Origin of the sequence: Winogradskyella sp. HaHa_3_26 (assembly GCF_019278425.1) — a bacterium.
Taxonomy (GTDB): domain Bacteria; phylum Bacteroidota; class Bacteroidia; order Flavobacteriales; family Flavobacteriaceae; genus Winogradskyella; species Winogradskyella undariae.
In genome coordinates, this window is sequence record NZ_CP058981.1 from 2089371 (window position 1) to 2108634 (window position 19264).

Consider the following 19264-nt stretch of genomic DNA (forward strand, 5'->3'; position numbering starts at 1 on the left):
AATTATCTTGGCTAGGTGTTATTAACTCATATAACTATTTTAAATTATAGAAAAAAAAACTTCTCAATTTAAAACTTCAAATTACTGAAAATAATACGTTTAAAACGAACAAATGCCAATATATCCGTTAAAATACATTAAAGTTTAACATTTTACATCGGGATTTTGTTAGATTATTATGAAATCATATCAAAACCTGTGTAAGGAATTAATGCCTCAGGAATTTTAATACCGTCTTCTGTTTGGTAATTTTCTAATATTCCGGCTAATACTCTTGGTAAGGCTAAAGAACTCCCATTTAATGTGTGGCATAATTCGTTTTTACCTTCACTATTTTTAAATCGTAATTTTAAACGATTAGCTTGAAAAGTTTCAAAATTAGAGATTGAAGAAATTTCTAACCAACGGTCTTGCGCTGTTGAGAATACTTCAAAATCATAAGTTAATGCAGATGTAAATCCTAAATCACCACCACATAATCTTAGAATTCTGTATGGTAATTTTAAATCTTGTAGAATTCCTTTTACATGTTCTACCATGCTTTCTAAGGCTTTGTAAGAATTGTCAGGATGTTCAACACGAAGTATTTCAACTTTATCAAATTGGTGTAACCTATTAAGTCCTCTTACATGAGCACCATAACTACCGGCTTCACGTCTAAAACAAGGTGTATAACCTGTGATACTTATAGGTAGATCATTTTCATTTAAAAGTGTGTCTCTAAAAATGTTAGTAGCAGGGACTTCAGCAGTTGGTATTAAGTATAAATTATCTGCTGTAACATGGTACATTTGTCCTTCTTTATCTGGTAATTGACCTGTTCCAAAACCAGAAGCTTCATTCACTAAATGTGGTACTTGATATTCTGTATAACCTGCTTCTGTGTTTTTATCTAAAAAATAAGCGATTAATGCACGTTGTAACCTTGCACCTTTACCAATATAAACAGGGAAACCGGCTCCGGTAATTTTGTTACCTAATTCGAAATCTATAATGTTGTATTTTTTTGCTAATTCCCAATGTGGTAAAGCACCTTCATGTAATTTAGGAATATCTCCTTCTCTAAAGGTTTCTTCATTGTCTTCATCTGTATTACCAGCTGGTACAATAGGGTTTGGTACATTAGGAATTCTGTACAATAACTGAGAAAGTGCATAGACTTTATCTCCAAGATGCTGTTCTAATTCCTTAGTTGTTTCTTTTAATTGTGTTGTTTTTTCTTTTAAAATATTGGCTTTTTGTACTTCGCCAGATTTAAAAAGATTTCCTATTTCTTTGGATAATGTGTTAGATTCTGCTTTTGTATTGTCTAATTTAGTCTGTATCGCTTTGCGATCTTCGTCTAAAGCAATCGCTTCATTAATCATTTCTGTAGCATCAATATTTCGTTTTGCTAAACGTGCAATGATGTCTTCTTTATTCTCTTGTATAAAAGCAACTTGTAACATATCTTTATTTTAGGTATTTAACCAATTGTATTCAGTATACAACAAGCTACAAAAGTAAAAAGAAAATGAGCAAGAAAAAATATAAATTAGTCTATTTTAATTGAAGTATTCATTTAACTAATAGCTGCTATTTTTAATGTTGCTTTTTAACGCGAAATTTTAATTTTGAGTCATGTTAATCTAATTTTGAAGGCAGAATCCAATCTTCATGTTTAAAAGGATGCCATTCTTCATTTGCAATATCTACTTCTGGGTCTATAAATCGTTGCGAAGGTCTGCCATTAACTCCTACAAATGAATTTACATAAACCTTTACCGGAATCCCCTTTTTAGCAAAATCTTGTTTAATATACTTAGAAAATTGCCATATTACATCGGGTTTTGTACTGGCTCCCCGTTGTTGTTTTTTAGTCAAAAAATAATTTATATTAAAAGGGATCATTTTATTTGTATTGGCATCAATTACTTTGTAGGTTATTCTAGCTTGTTTGCTGCGTAACATCATTCTCCAGGATAGTCTATGGCCTTCTTCTGTCCATAAAACATCATCTTTAAAAAAGTGATTTCTTAACGGTAATCCTATTTGAAAACAAAAATAAATTAAAAAGAAAGAAACCAATACTTTACTGTATTTAGGGATGATAACCTCGTTAGTATCGTAGTAATCTTTTTGTTTTAAGAATATGTTTCTAACAATTTTAGGTTCAAAAAAGAATAAACAAAAAGCTAAAGACATATATGGAAATATACCGACTTGAAAAACGATTGAATTAAATAAATGAAAGAAAATTGAACCGTAAAACGCATATTTACGAGTGGGCTTAAATAATAACAGAGGAATGATTAATCCGTCAAATAAAATTCCTCCATAAGCCAAAAAGAGATGAGTGGTTTTCTCTTGTAAAAGATCGCCAATAAGAATATAGTTTTCTTTTCTTTTCATAAATATTTCCATCACAGTGCCGTCTAACCAATCTGGGTAGATTTTTGCTTTTGAAGCATAGGTGTAAAGAATAAGAAGCTGAACTATAAAAAGCCACTTACACCAATTTGGCATCGAAATACTTTTTAGAGAAGGGTTTAGTTTAACATCTATTGAGGCATAGCGATTTGCTGGTAATAAAGCCATTAAAAAGCTCAATAACATTAGTAAATAATAATGATTGTTATAAGAGGTTTTTTGCATTAGGTACGTGGCTGTCCACATTAAAGCAAATACCAGTATGCTGGTTCTGTATTTATAGCCTAACATAATAAAAATTGCAAAAATACCCATCATAGCGTAGTAAACATACATCCAATTCCCTGGAAGTGGTTGTAACCATTCGAACCCAATAAAAGAAAATGTAAATTTAGGATCTATTAAATTGCGTTTTACCCAACCTATAAAAATAGCACCAAAGGCCTCTAGGAAGCATAGAAACCCAAATATTATTCTAAAAACAATTAATCCGGAATTGTCTATGTGCTTAAAGAGGAACTTATTCATATTAAATTATTTATGAAATTGTGGGCATTAACCATATCGTTTTTAAGTTGAATTTTTAATGCTTCAAGGTTCTCGAATTTTTGTTCGCTACGTAAACGTTTTAAAAATTCAATTCTTATTTCTATATCGTAAAGATCTTTATTAAAATCGAAAAAATGAACTTCTATAGAGCGTGTTTTGCCATCCACAGTGGGGTTAGTACCTATATTCATCATTCCGTAAACAGTTTCATTGTCGATCATAGATTTTACAATGTAAACACCGTCATTTGGTATTAATTTATAAGTTGCAGTTACATCAATATTTGCTGTAGGGAACTCTATAGTTCTACCAAGTTCTTTTCCTTTTATAACAGTTCCTGTAATAAAGAAATTATACCCTAAATACGAATTTGCTAAATCTACTTTTCCTTGGTTTAAAGCGGCTCTGATTTTTGTAGAACTTATGGTAACGTCTTCTATGTCTTGAGCCGTTATTTCTTCGACTTTAAAATCTAATTGATTAGCAAATGCTCTAAGGTCTTTAATATTAGCACTTCTGTTTTTGCCAAAATGATGATCGTAACCAATAACAATTTGCTTGGTGTTTAATTCATCTACTAAAATTTTTTGTACGTAATCTTCAGCAGATAAATTAGCGAATTCTTTGGTGAATTCTTTTACAATAACCTCCTTGATTCCTAATGTTTTTAATAGTTTAACACGTTCTTCTATGGTGTTTAAAAGTCTAATAGAATTGTCTTTTTGAAGCACCATTCTTGGATGCGGAAAAAGTGTTAATACCACAGGGGTATAACCTTGCTTTTCTGCAAGTTTTACGACCCGTTTTAGTATTTTTTGATGCCCGATGTGTACACCATCAAAGGTGCCTATTGTTGTGACTTTTGGCGAATTATTCGTCAAGTTTTGCGTTTTATGAGTTATTGATGTTAAATTTAAATGTATATCTGTAAAAAAACATAAATTCGGAGAATTATAATTTTTTACTCAAACACTTATGAAAACAAAACTACATTTTGTTTTGTCATTATCCTTCTTTTTAACTGTATTTTCGGTAATGGCTCAGCAGAGTTACTGGCAAAAAACAGAAAAAAATCAATTAAGGATTAATGGTAATACAACGACTCTTAATTCAAAATTTTATCAAACATATCAACTAGATATTGACGGTTTTAAATCTCAACTTGTTAATGCACCACTTAGATCAGCATCAATTTCTGCATCTAATATTACAATGTATCTTCCTAATGTAAAAGGGGAATTAGAACCTTTTTCGGTTGTTGAAACAAGGGTTTTGTCTGAAGAATTGACAGGATTACATCCAAATATTAAAACGTATTTAGGGTTTAGTACTAAGACACCAGGTGTAAGAGCTCGTTTTAGTGTAACACCACAAGGCTTGCAAAGTATGGTGACTTACCCTGGGGATGATATGAATTTCTTAGTGCCTCAAAGCAAAGCAGACCCAACGTCTTATATTGTTTATAGTAGAGCAGCACGAGAAGAGGGACTTAAAGATTTTGAATGCTTAACCGAAGATTTTGCTGTAAAAACTAAAGATACAGCGAATAGCAATAGAGATGCTAATGATCAATTGTTAAGAACGCTTAGAATAGCCATTTCTACAACTGCAGAATATACTAATTTTTGGGATGACGGTAATGCTGCTAATGGAAATGCTCAAGAAGATGCTTTAGCTCAGGTAGTTTCAACTTTAAATAGACTTAATGAAGTATTTGAGGTTGATATGGCAGTGTCTTTCACTTTAGTTACAGGTGAAGAGATTATATATGTAGATGAAGACGACGATCCTTATACAGGAAGTTATAATTCAGAATTACAGTCAACATTAACAAGTGTAATAGGCGAAGAAAACTATGATATTGGGCATTTATTTGCTTATGATAATAATAACGGTAATGCAGGTTGTATTGGTTGCGTTTGTGTAGATGGTTCTAAAGGAAGTGGTTTTTCAGCACATGAGTTTACGGATAATAACGGAGGTCCTTATATGACTGATTTTTTTGATATTGATTATGTACCACATGAAATGGGTCACCAAATGGGAGCAAATCATACATTTTCTAATTCTTCTGAAGGAACAGGTGTAAATGCAGAGCCAGGTAGTGGTACAACTATAATGGGTTATGCTGGAATTACAGGAAGTAATGATGTACAGGATCATTCGGATCCTTATTTTCATTATTATAGTATTGCACAAATTTTAAATAATTTAGAAAGTAGAACTTGCTGGGTTGGTACTACTATTGTTAACAATGCGCCAATAGCAGATGCGGGTTCAGATTATACTATCCCTATGGGAACTGCTTTTGTGCTTAAAGGTGATGCAACAGACACTGACACAGATGATGTGTTAACATATACTTGGGAGCAAATAGATGATGGTGTATCGTCATTTTCAAATTTTGGTCCAGATAAGACTTCAGGAGCTGTTTGGAGATCACGACCTCCAAGTACCTCAAAGGATCGTTATATGCCGATAATTGAACGTGTAGTTTCTGGTGAATTAACAGAATCTAACCCTGTTGAAACAACTGATAACACTTCTTGGGAGACTGTGTCTAATGTTGCAAGATCTTTAAATTTTGCACTAACAGTTAGAGATAGAAGTGAGGGTAATGGCGTTGGTTTAACACCTCAAAGCGATTTTGATACTATGCTTGTAAATGTAGATGCAACAGTAGGTCCGTTTGTTGTAACATCTCAATCTGCCAATGAAACTTGGGATGCTGAATCTAGCCAGGTCGTTACTTGGGATGTTGCAGGTACAGATACAGGTAACGTAAATACATCAACAGTTAATATTTTGCTATCTACTGATGGTGGATATACGTATCCTTATCTTTTGGTTTCTGCTGTTCCTAATGATGGAGAACAGATCATAACAGTGCCTATCATTAATGGAGGTTCTTCTACTGTTAGGGTAAAAGTTGAAGCGAATGATAATATTTTTTATGCTATAAATTCAACAAATTTTAGTATTCAAGAAGCTGAATTTGTATTGAATTATGAAGAAAATAGGGTTGAGGTTTGTTCTCCTGATGATGCCGTGTTTAATTTTACTTATAATACCATCTCAGGGTTTTCTGCAACAACGACATTTAGTGCTCAAGGGTTGCCAACAGGAGCCTCGGTATTATTTTCGCCTTCAGTTGCTAGTGTGGATGATACAATGGTAATGGTAAATGTAAGTGGAATAGAAAATTTAGCTGCAGGTAATTATCCTTTTACAATAGAAGCAACATCGGGATCAATAATAAAGACGATCGATTTAGATTTTGATGTATTTACTTCTAATTTTTCTCCATTAAATTTATTAACTCCTACTAATGGATCTGCAGGTGTTTTAGTAGGTTCAGTTGTTTTTACTTGGGAAGAAGATGTTAACGCAACATCTTATGAGATTGATATTGCTACAGATTCTGAATTTACAGATGTTATAGAGACTTCTGTTATTAACAGTCCAACTTATACAATATCTACTTTAAGTTTAATGACTTCTTATTTTTGGAGAGTTAGAGGTATAAATGATTGTGCATTGGGTGGTTTTTCGGTAAATAATTTTACGACATCAAGTGTAGATTGTGATTTTTATAGTTCTTTAGATACTCCAATTAATATTTCTGCAGCAGGAAACGTAACTTATACGTCTATATTAAATATTGTAGAAGAAGGAGTTATTACAGATGTCGCTGTTTTAATAAATATTAGTCATACTTATACTAGTGATTTAGATATCTCTTTAACAAGTCCAAGTGGAACAACAATAGAATTATCAACAGATAATGGAGGGAATGAAAATAATTATACCGAAACAATATTTGATTCAGAGGCTTCTGCATCTATTGTTAATGCTTCTGCTCCATTTACGGGTAGCTTTTTGCCTGAAGGAGATTTGTCATTATTATATGGTGAGCCTTCTGCAGGAAATTGGGTTTTAACAGTGGTAGATGATACGGCACTAGATGGTGGTTCAATTGAAGAATTTACATTAGATTTATGTTTAGAGCCAACCTTATCGGTTGATGAAGTAGCTTTAGATTCTGATTTAACTATTTATCCTAATCCTAATAATGGTTCTTTTAATATTTTAATCGGTAACCCACAATCTACTAAAATAAAAATTGCTGTTTACGATATTAATGGAAGAAGAATCTTTGAAGAGCAATTTAATGCCAATCAAAGCTTTGATGAAAAAATAGATTTAAACCAAGTACAGTCTGGTGTCTATTTAATTAAAATTACAGATGGTCTTTTTGAAAGTATTAAGAAGATTGTAGTTAACTAATATTAAAATATTTTAACTTAAAAAGCGGTCTAAATTAAATTTTTAGACCGCTTTTTTTATTTTCCATTAAATTGATTCATTGTGGTATTTACTCCCGCTAATGCAAAAGATTTTACAAGTTCTGCCGAAATTTTTAAGCGTTCCTTAAGTTGTGTGTTTTCTTCATCGGTCCATTCACCAAGAACATAATCAATTTGTCGGCCTGTGCTAAATGCATCACTAATACCAAATCTAAAACGGTTATAGCTTCCAGTTTGTAATTTATCTTGTGTGTCCTTTAGGCCGTTATGGCCTCCGGCACTACCTTTGGTTTTTAGTCTAAGCGATCCAAAAGGAAGATTTAAATCATCGGTTATAACGAGTAGATTTTCTAAAGGTATTTTTTCTTTCTCTAGCCAATATTTTATAGCCTTTCCACTAAGGTTCATAAATGTACTAGGCTTTAAAAGGATTAAAGTTCTTCCCTTTATTTTCAATGTAGAAACATCACCAAGTTTTACAGTTTCAAAAAGAATATCATTTGTTTCGGCTAAATAATCTAGAATTTTAAAGCCAATGTTATGTCTAGTATTCGCATATTTTTCGCCTATGTTTCCTAAGCCAACAATTAAGAATTTTTTCATTGTATCTTCTTCTGTGAGTTCTGGTTTATCACTAAAACCGAACAATTTTTTAAATAAATTTTGCATAGCGCAGTCTTGCTTGGTGTAAAAATAAAAAGAAGTTGACTAAAAACTAATTATATCGTTATGGTCTTTGGTTTGTGGATTTAGTTTTTGAAGCTGTTTATATACAGACTTACAATTTGTAGCTCACTTTAAACATCACAATACGAGGTAGAATAAATGTTCTACTATCACTAATTACAAAAGCGTTGAACGAATTCTGTTGTTTAAAACGTGTATCAAAAAGGTTAGTAGCATTTATCTCAAATCCCCAAGGACTATCTTCAATTTGGTAGAATAACGATGCATTTGCCGTGTCAAAAGTGGTTTTGGTATCGAGACTTTTGTTGTTGTAATTATCAAAGGTATAATCTGCTTTAAAGATAAAATCCTTTAAAAAATCGTATTCTAAGATGACTTCTAATTGGTCATTTTCAAAATTAGAGACGTTATTTAAGGCTTTATAGTTATTAAAATCTTTGGTGTAATTAATCTCTACGTTGGGATAATTTTTAAAAGATGTTTCTATGCCAATGGTGGAAGCGATAGATTTTGAAATATTAAGATTGGTTTCGTCATTTAAAATTTGATAAAAATCATTATAACTAAAACGACTACTCAGGTTATAGCTAATTTTATTTATTTTTTTTGAAATGCGCCCACTAAGCACCCAGTTATGTTCTGGCTGATCAAACATAGTGGTTGTGTTAAAGGATTCTATACCATTAAGTTCAGAAACTGTTTTTATAGTTTTTAAGCGTTTATTAAAACTGGTGTTTAAGTTAAAGTTAAGACCTCTAAACAAACTAAATTTATAATAACTCAATGTTGCAGAATGATACAACTGATTTTCTAGTTGATTATTGCCTCTATAAACACTATTAAAATTTGAGAGTACAAAATTATTAGCTAATTGGTTGATACCAGGAAAGCGAGCATTCAGTTTGTATTTAAAATTGAGTTTTTCGCTATTATTAAATTCTACTTTTGTTGTGAATTGTGGCAAAACTAGATTTTTAGAAAACGTTTCTGAGTCTTCAAACTGTTGCGTTCTCCATAAATACCCATGATAAAACACAGCAGGTTTAAACGTGGCAATGCCAATTTGGAATTTATACTCTAATCCCAAATAGGTGTCTATAAAACTATAGCCAAAATCATTGCCAAAACCAGCAGAGCTAAAATTATTAATACTACCATCATTAAGTAATTGTACATCTTCATTGTAGAAATCGTTAAAAGATGTATTAACGCCTAAACTTGTATAGAGGTGGTTAAAGTTATTAATTACCCAATAGTCTTTTATAATGGCGTTAAAATTATGCGACGTTGATCTTTTAGTCTGTAGAATATTGTAAACAGCATCATCTTCCAAAGGGATTAAACCTTGTAAAATCTGCTGATTAGTTAGCCACTCGGTAATCGGTTTATCATTCTGAAAATTATAAGTCGCTTCTAAGGTTGCTGTGTGCGCTTTAGATAATTTGCGACTGTAAGTAATGTTTTGTTTTAGATTAAGTGCCGTAACATCGGTTAAGGTAGTTATGTTGTTACTTTCATTTAGGGTCACCGTATTTACAAGACCATGACTGTCATTATTTGTAACCTTTACAAAGGCGTTGTATGCAAAATCTTGTTTGTAAGTTGGATCGTAGTCAACGGTGACCTTGCCGATGGTAAAAAAGTTATTGAGATTATTGGCAACTGTTCTATCTTCAGTAAAAGGGTCTGCAATATTTTGGTAAGAATTTAGCGTATTGCTAGCTGTTTGGGTCTTAGAGTTAGATGTAATTAAATAACCACTAATATCTGTATGTTTAGAAACGGATTGCCTAATATTTAAAGCTCCAAATTGGTTAGTATTATCTGTAAAATCTTGGTTATTGAGGTATTGCGCAAAATCGCTATTAAATAAACTAAAATAATTACCAGCATCATCTAGTAGTTTACCAAAACCACCTTCAAATTCTAAATAATCTCTAAAACTAAAACTTTTTATTCCTTGGTTGTTTAAGTCGCCTATAAAATTAACATTGGTTTTTGGGCTGTAATAAAACAAATTAGGATGCAACAAATATCGCTCTTCAATGCCAGCACCAGCTTCTATATCACCAAACACAAATTTCTTTTTGTCTTCTTTTAATAAGATATTCATTGCCATAACCTCAGAGTCTTGCAAGCCTTTTAGCATAGCCACCTCATTGTAATTATCTAAAACTTCTATTTTTTCTACGGCATCTGCTGGTATATTATTTACAGCCAATTTACTATTGCCTGTAAAAAAGGTTTTGTTTTCTACTAAGACTTTGGTTACTTTTTTGCCATTTACCATCACATTACCTGCTCTATCTACTTCTACGCCTGGTAATTTTTTTAAAGCATCTCTTAGTTTGCGTTCTTCTCCAGTTACAAATTTAGAAACATCGTAAGTGATGGTGTCTTTTTTTACGGTTATTGGTGGTGTGTATTTTATGTTAACCTCGTCTAGTTGGTCTGGGTTTTCTTTGAGGATGAAGTTTTTAGAGAGGTTTTGGTCTGTGGTAGTTATAATAATCGTTTGTGGTTTGTAGCCCAAATAACTTACCGTGAGTTCGTAGGTTTGGTTTTTTGCTAAGCCAAGTTTGTAGCTGCCATCGTTTTCGGTGATGGCGAATTTAACGTCTTGGTCGTCTGCTTTGGGGATGGCTAGGATGTTGGAGTAGCTTAGAGGGTTTTGTAAGGTGTCTGATACTTTACCTGAGACTTTGATTTGTTGGGCATTAATAAAAGAAGAAAATCCTGCCAAAAATAGCAGGGTTACAACAATATATTTTGATGAAAATTTTAACAAAGCTTTCAATATTTATTTTTTCTGTTTGCATATTGTTTAGCAACTATACTGCTAAATTCATCTTCAGAAACTTTTTCGCCTTTTGTAGGCAATTCTATATCGATTGTTTTATCCTTTTTAAAGAATTCTATTTTTTTCAAAGACGTTATGATGCCATTATTATTAAGCTGTAGAATTAAACCTGGCAATCCTCCATAACCATCTGGCCCATAAGGTATTGGAATTTCTGGCGCATACCAAGCTATAACTTCTAATTCGTGTTTGCCTTTAAGGTTGTTTATAATAATAGTGGTTTTTGCTTTATAACACAGGTAATTATCAATTTGTAATGTGTCTTTAGTTAAAATCCAGTCTATTTTATTTTTTTTTATAAGGTAATTCACACCAGCGAATTCTAGTTCGTGTAAAACTATTTCAGAACTACTATCAAAGAATATAGTGCCTTTGAAATTAGCAACCCCTTCTGTCATTGCTTTGACAATAGGATTTACATTACTGTTTAACGATTTATTTTTTTTGTAAAAAGCTTCTCTATCATTAAATACTAATTGATATTCGTGCGTTTCAAGATTTTCTAATATTTTTTTAATAGATTGATCTATATCATCTGAAGTGCCTGATTTATTAATACTTAACGATTCTAATTGTTTACCATAAACCGCATTACCTATTTGGCAAAACATTGATATAGAAAAAAAGTAAAATATTAAGAATGAAATATATTTTTTAGCCATAAGCGCATATTTGTAAAAGACAGTTAAAATTTCACCTTTAACTGTCTGGATAATTTATTGATTCAAATCCTCTTTATTGCCCTCCAGCTTCGTTACAAGCATCATATGCTGCTGCAAACACATTATATGCTGCCATATCTGATGGAATGATTTGAAGTCTATTGGCCATATCGTTCATGAAATTTTGTTCAGCAGAAGCAGCTACATCAAAACAAGTTCCACTATCTAAATCCTCGTTTTGTGTATTCGCATTTACCATTAATGAACTACTCATAAACATTACCACAGCCTTAACTATAGGGATAATAGTTTTTGAAAAACAAGTTGCTTTTAACTCGTCAAACATATTGCTCAGAAACAAATATTTTAATTTTTAAAATATTCTTCAGCTTTTTTGTTCATTTCATCTATAAGCTTATCAGCCTGTTTTTCAGTAATTAATTGATCTTGATTTGGTACTTCAATTTTTATATCTTTATCGGTATATTCAATTTTTTTTACATAAAGGGAATAATTTTTTTCTTTTATTTCAAATATTAAACCTGGTAAGCCATCGTAAGCTACTGGGCCATATGACAATGGGATTTTTGGTGCATACCAAGCTTCAACGATTTCACCTTTATTTTTTCCATATTCTATTTCTCCGATTGCTTTTAAACAAATATAATTTCCGATTTTTTTCTTCTCATTAACTAAATTCCAACTTACTCTTTTTTCGACATCAACTTTTAAGTTTTTGTCTAAAATATTGTAATCATGAATTAATTTATTTTTACTCTTTATATAAATTCCTTCGATGTTAAGAATTTGATTAATTGTTAATAAGTCCAATTTTGATATCGATGGATCATTATATTCGTCTTTTTTGAAAATAGATAAACCTTTAGTTTCATTAACCATTAAAATGTAATTTATTAAATTAGATTTGCTTAATGAACTTTTTAAGATTTTTTTAAAATTTTCAGGTCCTTTGAGTGTGTCAAAATCAATCGAAATGTTTGATTCGTAGTGAATTTCAATATTTGATTGTGAAAATGAACATATAGGAATAATTAGAAATATGAAGTACAATTTTTTCATAAGTATGTTTAAGCTTGTTGATTAAATCTGTTTGCTTTTTCTTGTTCGCACAACTCAGCGTATAATAATGTCATTTGCACTCTTTGAATCGCGGTCGCACCTGTTACAGAACCCCACCATTGAGCATAATAATGCCCTTGCTCAAAACAGGAGGTGGCTTCGAGTTCATAGCTTTTATTATCCATTTTAGAAGCATTCATGCTTCACATAAACATTACCACAGCCATAAGGCTAAATACTTTTTTCTTCATAATTTAAGATTTTAAACCCATCATATTTTTTAAGACAGGTTAGTTAATAAATAATGTCTCCCTAAAATTTAGGGAATAGAAGTCTTTTAAATTTAGAAGTCATTTGTTCTCTCATTAAGAAAATGAGAAGTAGAAGTCATTTTTTTTTGCTATTGTATTCTTTAACAAAATAAAAAGCTTGCGCAAGTTATATGTTTAAACATTTTTTTGTTGGTTGAAACATAAAGAGTGACTTCTAAATTGCTCTAAATGTGGTTTCCAACGCTGTAAATCTAAAAATAAAAAATAGAAGTAGCCAAGGGAATTATGAGAATTTTCTATCAATTTTAAGTTTACGGTTTTTCCGTAATTACGCTGTGGAAAAACCGTAATTAAAATCGTGAGATAATTAAAAATTTAACAGTTTTGAGTTTGAGTTTTGACGTTAAATTTTTGTGGGTGAATATGTTGTTGCGGTTTTTAAAATAGAATCAATCTTTAAAATTAGGGATTTCAAATAATCATTCACAATAGAGTCTATAAATCTTTAGATCATAACACATTTACTATTAGGGGTTTGGGTAAATATATCTTCTAAAGTGCCACATCCTCTAGATAAATTGAAATCATTTTGGTAGTTATTGTCAAGGTTTTTCATTTCAAAATTAATAGATGTTGCTTTTTTATTTTTAAGTTGAAAACAATTAATAGATCATTTAAAATAAATCCAAAAGAGTATAGAGGCAAGGAATTGAAACTGTTTTGGTCTAGAAAAAAAATCACTTTTATTCCATCATAACAAAGTATTCAGAATAAATATGCATTTTTGTACTTTCAAATTTGTTAATTCCTAGTGATTTTGAGTGCAATCTAAAGGTTTTAATACTCAAATATTTTAAATAGAGATTATTTTTAATCCTGGTAAGAACATTAATTAGTAAACAATAAAATTCAAATAAAAACTTAAAGATGAATCAAAACAAATTACCTGCAGATCCATTAGCACTTATTTTAGGAATATTAGCATTAGTTATGGGTATTGCTGGTTGTTGCTGTTATGGTATTACGGCAATTATTCCATTAGCAATGTCTATTATTGGTCTGGTGATGGCAAATAAAAGTTTAAGAGAGTTTGGCGAAAACCCAGAGGCTTTCAATCCACAGTCTAGAAGTAATGTAAATACCGCAAGGATTATAAATATTATTGCCATTGTACTTAATGGTTTAGTAGTTCTTTTTGCACTTGCTGCACTTGCTTTTTATGGTACTTTAGTTTCATCTGCCGTTTTAGATGGTATCCAAAATGGAAATTTTGAAGAAGATGATTATTATTACGAGTCTGAATACGAAACAACTATAGAGCCAGAGAGTTCTGAAAATTGGGATGATGATGCATATATTATAGAAGAAGAAGAGGTAGATTCAGTTCAGGTTGAAGAATTATAAAAAAGAAGAGAGACTTTAAAATACAAAAACGCGTTTAACTTTTTAAAGTTAGACGCGTTTTTTGTTTAAATAAAACTTGATTTTCATTCGCTTAACGCCAACTAAGCTGTTAGGTGATGTTTTAGAAAAGAAATATATGATTGCCTTGTTATTATTACATTTGGAACGGTAATTGTATTTGTGATGCTTGTAACATAAAAAATGCGTCACATTAATTATATTTACAAACTAGAGGTTATGAGTCGAGTAATTTAAGAATAAATTATATCGGAGAGGTAATTAATAGCGAGCGTATGTGACCGTAAATAACTAGATATAAGAACATGAAACATTTATTTACTATCATATTATTTTTTGTGGGATTCCAAGCGCCTAATGGTGAGAAGCAATCTGCTTTTCAAGGTGGCGAATGGTTTAAGTTTGAAATGAGTTATAGTGGTTTTCTAAAAGCAGGTAACGCAACACTATCGGTTAATGAAACAAATTTAAAAGGAAAACCTGTTTACCATGTTGTCGGAAAAGGTTGGACCACCGGTGCTATAAAATGGTTTTTTAAAGTAAAAGACCGCTATGAAAGTTATTTTGATAGAGAAACAGGTGTACCGTATAAATTTATTAGAAAAATAGATGAAGGCGGTCATACCAAAGACATTGAAATTAATTTTGATCATGATTCTAGGTTAGCACAAGTAAAGAATCTTAAGAAAAATGAAATAAGTACAGTTTCTACTGAGAAAGATGTTCAAGATATGGTATCCATGTATTATCATCTTAGAAACAAAATTGATATTCCATCTTTAAAAGTAGGAGATGAAATAAAGACGAATATGTTTTTTGATGAAGAGAATTATGGCTTCAAAATAAAATATTTAGGGAAAGAAATTATTAAGACTGAATTTGGTAAAGTTAAAGCGCTTAAGTTTAGACCTTACGTTATGGCAGGTCGTGTATTTAAAGAAGAAGAAAGCTTAACGTTATGGGTAAGCGAGGATAAAAATAAAATTCCATTAAAAATAAAAGCAGATTTAGCGGTAGGTTCTTTAAGAGCAGAGTTAGTTGCTTTTAAAGGTTTAAAACATCCGTTTGAAATCATTTACAAAGAATAATTTAAATATGTCAGAGCAAAAAAATTACGATGATATTGTAAAAGCGCTTGAAGAAAAGTACGCAAAAATAGATCAAGATACAGACGACCATTTATATGGTCTTCTTTACAGTAAACCCATAACCTATTGGGACTATATACAAACTGATGCTTTGTTGAATCTGCAAATTCAACGTACCACACTTCCAGATGAAATGGTTTTTATTGCCTACCATCAAATTAACGAATTACTTTTTAAAATGATTCTTTGGGAAATAGCTCAAGTCGCAGAAAAAGAAGATTTAGATGTTACGTTTTTCGAAAATAAACTAATGCGTGTTAGTCGTTATTTCGATATGCTTTCAACCTCTTTTAATATTATGAGAGAAGGAATGGATGTAGAACAATACATGAAGTTTAGATATACCCTTACGCCTGCAAGTGGTTTTCAAAGTGCTCAATATAGACTAATTGAATTTGCTTCAACCGAATTAATTAATCTCATAGATTATAGATTTAGAAAAGATATTGACAGGGAAACGCTTTTTACTCACGCCTTTGAACATTTATATTGGCAAGCCGCAGGAAAAGACCATAAAACTGGTAAAAAATCCACACTTTTAGTTAATTTTGAAAAACGTTATAAAGATGAATTTTTAAGGTTTATGGAAACCTATAACACCAAAAATCTTTGGACGCGTTTTAAGGAGTTACCAGAGAAAGATCAGAAAAGCAAAACGCTTATAAAAGCAATGCGTCATTACGATTATACGGTTAATGTTTCTTGGGTAATGGCACATTACAATGCAGCAAAACATTACATAGATAGTGGTATTGGAGATGGTGAAGCTACAGGAGGAAGTAATTGGAAAAAATATATGCATCCAAAATATCAGAAGCGTATTTTCTTTCCGGAACTCTGGAGTAAAGAAGAAGTAGAAAATTGGGGAAATAATTTATAAGCGATTAATATTAATGCAATTAAAAAAAAGTTTAGCAATATTCATTATTGCAATTAGTTTATGGTCATGTAAAGATGATGATTCTGCAAAGTCTGCCTACGAAAAAGAACAAGCAGAAATTGCTGAAGAAGAAAAAATTCTAGAATTTGGTTTCGATATCAATAATTACATTGTAAAACGAGACACCATTAAATCTGGTGATAGTTTTGGTGAAATTATGCAACGAAACAATATTGGGTATCCTAATATTTTTCAAATTGCAGAAACGACCAAAGATACTTTTGATATTAGGAACTTGCGTGCTGGTAGACCTTACACTTTATTATATTCAAAAGGATCAGAAAAAGATAGTCTCCCAAGTCCAAGTACATTTATCTATCAACCAAATCAAATAGATTATGTTGTTATTGGGTTAAAAGATTCTATTCATGCTTATAAGAGCAGAAAGAAAATAACTTATGTTGAAAAAACAGCAACCGGAGTTATAGAAAGTAGTATTTCTGCAACATTAGAAGAAAAAGGATTGAGCCAAAGATTAGCTTATAAAATGGCCGATGAAATTTATGCATGGACTATAGATTTTAGACGTTTACAAAAAGGGGATCGCTTTAAGGTTATCTACACTGATAAATATATTGATGATACTATTTATGCAGGAATTAAAGATGTGAAAGCTGCTTATTTTGAGCATAACGGAGATTCATTATATGCGTTTCAATTTGAAACCGATTCAATAAAAGGTATTAGAGATTATTTTAATGAAGATGCTAAAAATTTACGTCGTGCCTTCTTAAAAGCACCTGTTCAATTTAGCCGTATTTCTTCGCGCTATAATTTAACAAGGCGTATAGCTGTTTATGGTTACAAAGTACGTCCACACAAAGGAACTGATTTTGCAGCACCAATTGGTACGCCTATTATGGCAACAGCTAACGGAACCGTTATAGAGTCTACAAGACGTGGTGGTAATGGTAAATTTGTAAAAATTAGACACAACGCTACTTACAGCACACAATATTTACATATGAGAAATCAAAATGTAAAAAAAGGTGAATATGTTAAACAAGGTGATATTATTGGTTACGTAGGTATGACAGGTAATACTGGAGGTCCACACGTATGTTATCGTTTCTGGAAAAATGGAAAACAAGTAGATCCTTTTAAAGAGGAATTGCCCGATGCAGAACCAATCTCCGATAGTCTAAAGGTGAAATACTTAGAGCATATTAAACCAATAAGAAAACAACTCGATAATATCTTTTTCTTAGAAGCAGAACCTAAGGAAACTGAAAACACAATAACTGAAGATCCAATTTTATAATTAAAATTATGGCATTAAAAGCAACCAATCCGACCACAACAAAAGCTTGGGGAAAATTACAAGCACATTTTGAAGATATTAAATCTAAACATTTAAAAGATTTATTTAGTTCTGATGCTGAAAGGGCAAACGACCTAACGGTTAAGTGGGATGATTTTTATGCAGATTTTTCTAAAAATAGAATTACAAAAGAAACGGTAAGTTTACTTTTAGAATTAGCAAATGAGTTAGATCTAAAAGATGCCATTTCTAAGTATTTTGATGGAGATATAATTAATGCTACAGAAGGTAGAGCAGTTTTACATACCGCTTTAAGAGCACCCGAAGATGCTGAGATTTTAGTAGATGGAGAAAATGTTATTCCTGAAATCCATGAAGTAAAACGAAAAATTGAAGCGTTTACAAATTCTGTTGTTAATGGTGATCATAAAGGTTTTACTGGCAAAGCAATCACTGATGTTGTAAATATTGGTATTGGAGGTTCAGATCTTGGGCCAGCAATGGTAGTAGATTCACTACAGTTTTATAAAAACCAATTAGAAACACATTTTGTTAGTAATGTAGATGGTGATCATTACCAGGAAATTATAAAAAATTTAGATCCAGAAACAACACTTTTTGTAATTGTTTCTAAAACATTTACAACACAAGAAACACTTTCTAATGCTAATTCTATTAGAGCTTGGTTTTTAGAATCTTTACCTCAAGAAGCCGTTTCTAAGCATTTTGTTGCTGTTTCTACTAATATTGAAAGCGTAAAAGCTTTTGGGATTGATGAAGAAAATATTTTCCCGATGAAGGATTGGGTAGGCGGACGATTCTCACTTTGGAGTGCTGTTGGTCTTTCTATTAGTTTAGCTTTAGGTTACAAGCATTTTGAAAGTTTATTAGACGGAGCGCATAAAATGGATACGCATTTTAAAACGGCCGACTTTGATCAAAACATCCCTGTAATTTCAGCATTATTAACCGTTTGGTATAATAACTTCTTTCAATCAGAAAGCGAAGCAATTATTCCTTATACACAATATTTAAACCAGTTTGCAACTTACCTTCAACAAGGTATTATGGAAAGTAATGGTAAAAGTGTAGACAGAGATGGTAATAAAGTAAATTACCAAACAGGTACTTTAATTTGGGGAGAACCAGGAACAAATTCTCAACATGCCTTTTTTCAATTAATTCACCAAGGAACAAAACTTATTCCTACAGACTTTATTGGTTTTGTAAATTCATTATATGGCAATAAGGATCATCATGATAAATTGATGTCTAATTACTTTGCGCAAACAGAAGCTTTAATGAATGGTAAAACAGAAGCAGAAGTTTTAGCAGAGTTTGAAGGTAAATCTATGTCTAAAGAAGCAATTTCTACATTGGCACCATTCAAAATATTTGAAGGTAATAAACCAACAACTTCTTTATTAATTCAGAAGCTAACACCAGAGAGTTTAGGGAAATTAATTGCTATGTATGAGCATAAAATATTTGTTCAAGGCATCGTTTGGAACATTTATAGTTACGATCAATTCGGTGTTGAGTTAGGTAAACAACTCGCAAAATCTATACTAGATGAGCTTAATAAAGCGAGTAAAGACGCCAGTCATGATGCCTCTACGCAAAATTTATTGGCTTTTTATATGAGTAATTGTTAAAAATTGTAATTA

15 protein-coding genes are annotated in these 19264 nt (G+C 31.4%); 6 read left to right on the plus strand and 9 right to left on the minus strand.

Features of this window, described 5'->3' with window-relative positions:
- Positions 1–176: 176 nt before the first annotated feature.
- The 3 genes from serS to H0I32_RS09050 all read right to left on the minus strand — a co-directional run bounded on the left by serS (position 177) and on the right by H0I32_RS09050 (position 3839).
- On the minus strand, positions 177–1448 hold the full coding sequence (serS, locus tag H0I32_RS09040; protein ID WP_179313595.1) for a serine--tRNA ligase: 1272 nt from the start codon (positions 1446–1448) through the stop codon (positions 177–179).
- A 175-nt stretch (positions 1449–1623) separates the two neighbouring features.
- Positions 1624–2937, minus strand: a complete 1314-nt coding sequence (locus H0I32_RS09045; RefSeq protein WP_179313594.1) for an HTTM domain-containing protein — start codon at positions 2935–2937, stop codon at positions 1624–1626.
- Complete coding sequence (locus tag H0I32_RS09050; protein WP_217363212.1) at positions 2934–3839, minus strand: bifunctional riboflavin kinase/FAD synthetase; 906 nt, start codon at positions 3837–3839, stop codon at positions 2934–2936. Before H0I32_RS09050 ends, H0I32_RS09045 begins: the two co-directional genes overlap by 4 nt.
- 94 nt (positions 3840–3933) lie before the next feature.
- Between H0I32_RS09050 and H0I32_RS09055 the strand changes: the two genes are divergently transcribed.
- Entirely contained in the window at positions 3934–7245 is a 3312-nt protein-coding gene (locus tag H0I32_RS09055) for a reprolysin-like metallopeptidase (protein ID WP_179313593.1), read from the plus strand.
- A 56-nt stretch (positions 7246–7301) separates the two neighbouring features.
- On the opposite strand, the gene pth is transcribed toward H0I32_RS09055, so the two are convergent.
- From pth to H0I32_RS09085, 6 genes are all read right to left on the minus strand, one after another.
- Complete coding sequence (gene pth, locus H0I32_RS09060) at positions 7302–7934, minus strand: aminoacyl-tRNA hydrolase (protein ID WP_179313592.1); 633 nt, start codon at positions 7932–7934, stop codon at positions 7302–7304.
- Positions 7935–8043: 109 nt separating this feature from the next.
- Complete coding sequence (locus tag H0I32_RS09065) at positions 8044–10695, minus strand: carboxypeptidase-like regulatory domain-containing protein (RefSeq protein WP_246293600.1); 2652 nt, start codon at positions 10693–10695, stop codon at positions 8044–8046.
- A 50-nt stretch (positions 10696–10745) separates the two neighbouring features.
- The gene (locus tag H0I32_RS09070; RefSeq protein WP_173586177.1) at positions 10746–11474 is read right to left on the minus strand and encodes a GLPGLI family protein; all 729 of its coding nucleotides are present in this window, start codon (positions 11472–11474) and stop codon (positions 10746–10748) included.
- Between the two features lie 73 nt (positions 11475–11547).
- On the minus strand, positions 11548–11748 hold the full coding sequence (locus H0I32_RS09075) for a hypothetical protein (protein ID WP_179313590.1): 201 nt from the start codon (positions 11746–11748) through the stop codon (positions 11548–11550).
- A gap of 92 nt (positions 11749–11840) precedes the next feature.
- A complete protein-coding gene (locus tag H0I32_RS09080) occupies positions 11841–12554 on the minus strand; it encodes a GLPGLI family protein (RefSeq protein WP_179313589.1) in 714 nt (237 codons plus the stop codon).
- An 8-nt stretch (positions 12555–12562) separates the two neighbouring features.
- Positions 12563–12739: a hypothetical protein gene (locus H0I32_RS09085; protein ID WP_179313588.1), complete on the minus strand. Its 177-nt coding sequence runs from the start codon at positions 12737–12739 to the stop codon at positions 12563–12565.
- Positions 12740–13753: 1014 nt separating this feature from the next.
- Here H0I32_RS09085 and H0I32_RS09090 point away from each other — a divergent pair.
- From H0I32_RS09090 to pgi, 5 genes are all read left to right on the plus strand, one after another.
- Entirely contained in the window at positions 13754–14230 is a 477-nt protein-coding gene (locus tag H0I32_RS09090; protein ID WP_173586181.1) for a CCC motif membrane protein, read from the plus strand.
- Between the two features lie 323 nt (positions 14231–14553).
- Positions 14554–15336, plus strand: coding sequence for a DUF3108 domain-containing protein (locus H0I32_RS09095; RefSeq protein ID WP_173586182.1), 783 nt, complete (start codon positions 14554–14556; stop codon positions 15334–15336).
- A 7-nt stretch (positions 15337–15343) separates the two neighbouring features.
- Positions 15344–16276 carry a tryptophan 2,3-dioxygenase family protein gene (locus H0I32_RS09100; protein WP_179313587.1) on the plus strand — a complete coding sequence of 311 codons (933 nt, stop codon included), beginning with the start codon at positions 15344–15346 and terminating at the stop codon, positions 16274–16276.
- 13 nt (positions 16277–16289) lie between these two features.
- The gene (locus tag H0I32_RS09105) at positions 16290–17597 is read left to right on the plus strand and encodes a peptidoglycan DD-metalloendopeptidase family protein (protein WP_179313586.1); all 1308 of its coding nucleotides are present in this window, start codon (positions 16290–16292) and stop codon (positions 17595–17597) included.
- An 8-nt stretch (positions 17598–17605) separates the two neighbouring features.
- Positions 17606–19252, plus strand: coding sequence for a glucose-6-phosphate isomerase (gene pgi / locus H0I32_RS09110; RefSeq protein WP_179313585.1), 1647 nt, complete (start codon positions 17606–17608; stop codon positions 19250–19252).
- The last annotated feature ends 12 nt before the right edge of the window (positions 19253–19264 follow it).